This is a genomic window from Chamaesiphon polymorphus CCALA 037 (assembly GCF_003003845.1).
GTDB classification, from domain to species: Bacteria; Cyanobacteriota; Cyanobacteriia; order Cyanobacteriales; family Chamaesiphonaceae; genus Chamaesiphon; species Chamaesiphon polymorphus.
In genome coordinates, this window is sequence record NZ_PVWO01000632.1 from 1 (window position 1) to 2,838 (window position 2,838).

Here is a 2,838-nt window from a genome sequence, read left to right on the forward strand (position 1 = left end):
TCGAAACACCGATCGTCAATGAAGTAATTTATTTAGTCAATGACGCGATCGAAATGAGTCTCAAGCAAGGCGTAGAAAAAGCGATGAGTCTCTACAACAGTAGGTCGATTCCCGTTCCAGAGACTGCCGAGTAATCGCTCTTACTATTTAATCAATCGATCGACTGGCGAGACACTAGTGGTGTTGCGATCGGTATTATCGGTCAGATGTGAGATCCCCTGAAGCGATCGCGTGTTAGAGACAGGGCGATTGGCTTTAACGGGATTTGTCCGTCCGACTTTGGTATTAGCTGGCTTGAGCCGGACATTTGCCAGCACAGCATCGACTGGCGGGCGGGAAATATCGTTAGAGATCGGAGATTTAGTGGGGAGTTTGGTCGAAACTACTTTAGCCACAGACTGCGGTTTTGCAAGTACCGAACAACTTAATCCGAGTGCGATCGTGGATGCTAAGAGCGAGAGGCAGAGCCGATGGCGTAGATTGTGCATAAATATAGAATCCAATAACTACTTACTTGCTAACTTACCCATACCGAACGATTGAATTACCAAAGCCAAAAACTTTGGAATCTAGGCAAATACTACCAGCAATCGATCGAAAAATTTACCACCTCAGCGGCTAAGAATGCTAGGATCGCAAACAGCAAGAGAAGAAGTGAAGAAAAAAAGGACAACCTAATGGCAGAGATAAATAAGTCAATATCCTTTGACGGTAGGGATATTAGACTTAAGGTTGGAGTATTCGCACCCCAAGCTGGTGGTTGCGTCTTAATCGAATCTGGCGATACCAGCGTGTTAGTTACCGCCACCCGTGCGAAAGGACGAGAAGGGATCGATTTCCTACCCCTACTTGTAGATTATGAAGAACGGATCTATGCAGCCGGACGCATTCCAGGTGGTTTCTTACGTCGCGAAGGCCGAGCACCAGAAAAAGTTACGCTGATCAGTCGATTGATCGATCGACCGTTGCGTCCGTTATTTCCAGACTGGTTGCGCGATGATATTCAAATCGTTGCTACCACAATGTCCCTCGACGAATTAGTCCCACCAGACGTCTTGGCAGTCACGGGATCTTCGATCGCGACATTACTCGCGGGACTCCCCTTTAATGGCCCCATGGCCGCAGTAAGAGTCGGTTTGGTGGGCGATGACTTTATTATCAATCCTACCTATCGTGAAATTCAAATTGGCGATTTAGATCTAGTCGTTGCGGGTACTCCCGACGGCGTGATCATGGTCGAAGCAGGTGCCAATCAGTTGCCCGAACAAGACATCATCGAAGCGATCGATTTTGGTTATGAAGCCGTGCTGGAGCTAATTACCGCCCAACGCGAATTAATTGCCGATCTGGGGATCGAGATCGTCAAAGCCGAGCCACCAGTGGTCGATTCTACGCTGGAAAACTTCTTACTCGATCGCACCAAAGAGAGCATCAAATTTATCCTCGGCAAATACGAGCCAGATAAAAATATCCGCGATGCCGAACTCGATGAAGTCAAAGCCAAAGCAGTAGAAGAGATCGCGACCTTACCAGAAACCGATCCGATTCAAGTTGCCGCAGCGAGTGATAGTAAAGCTGTTAGTACCCTGTTCAAAGGCATCACCAAAAAAATGATGCGCCAACAGGTGATCGAAACCGGACGGCGCGTAGACGGACGGACGCTCGACCAAGTGCGCCCGATTTCTTGTTTCGTTGGCGTTTTACCCCGCCGCGTTCACGGTACGGGTTTATTCAATCGCGGCCAAACTCAAGTCCTGTCGGCTTGTACCCTCGGTACTCCCGGCGACGCTCAGGATCTCGGCGACGATCTCAATCCCGAAAATACCAAACGGTATATTCACCACTATAACTTCCCGCCTTATTCCGTCGGTGAAACTAAACCCATGCGCGCCCCCGGACGCCGCGAAATCGGCCATGGTGCCCTCGCCGAGCGCGCTTTGATCCCCGTCCTCCCCAGCAAAGATGAGTTCCCATACGTCCTCAGAGTCGTCTCTGAAGTACTATCTTCCAACGGTTCGACCTCGATGGGTTCGGTGTGTGGTTCGACCCTTGCCTTGATGGATGCAGGCGTCCCAATTACCAAACCCGTCAGCGGTGCGGCAATGGGATTGATTAAAGAAGGCGAAGAAGTTCGCATTCTGACAGATATCCAAGGAATCGAAGACTTCCTCGGCGACATGGACTTCAAAGTGGCAGGTACCGATACCGGAATTACCGCCCTCCAAATGGACATGAAAATCAGCGGTTTACCGATGACAGTCATCGCCGATGCCATCAACCAAGCACGTCCCGCACGCCTACATATTCTAGAGAAAATGTTAGCCGCGATCGACAAACCCCGCGAAGAACTCTCACCCTTTGCACCACGCTTACTCACCTTCAAAATCGAGCCAGAACTGATCGGCTTGGTAATCGGCCCTGGTGGTAAAACTATTAAAGGAATTACTGAAGAAACCGGAGCCAAAATCGATATCGATGACGACGGTACCGTAACCGTATCCGCACTCGATAACGACAAAGCCAAACGCGCGATCCAAATCGTCCAAGGCTTAACTCGCCGTCTCAACGAAGGCGACATCTATGCCGGACGCGTAACTCGAATTATCCCCATCGGTGCCTTCGTGGAGCTACTACCAGGCAAAGAAGGGATGATCCATATCTCCCAACTCGCCGATTATCGGGTGGGTAAAGTGGAAGATGAAGTCGGCGTCGGCGACGAAGTGATCGTCAAGGTTCGCGAAATCGACAATAAAGGTCGCGTCAACTTGACTCGTTTGGGCATTCATCCCGATGAGGCGGCGGCGGCGCGGAAGGGTTAGATTGTGGGTTGCGTAAACC

General features: G+C 50.3%; 2 protein-coding genes. One reads left to right on the top strand and one right to left on the bottom strand.

The genetic code is table 11. From position 1 onward, the window contains the following. Positions 1–143: 143 nt before the first annotated feature. Complete coding sequence (locus tag C7B77_RS27490; RefSeq protein ID WP_146138560.1) at positions 144–488, bottom strand: hypothetical protein; 345 nt, start codon at positions 486–488, stop codon at positions 144–146. A 189-nt stretch (positions 489–677) separates the two neighbouring features. Here C7B77_RS27490 and C7B77_RS27495 point away from each other — a divergent pair, with 189 nt between their 5' ends. Continuing rightward, entirely contained in the window at positions 678–2,819 is a 2,142-nt protein-coding gene (locus C7B77_RS27495; protein ID WP_106312552.1) for a polyribonucleotide nucleotidyltransferase, read from the top strand. The last annotated feature ends 19 nt before the right edge of the window (positions 2,820–2,838 follow it).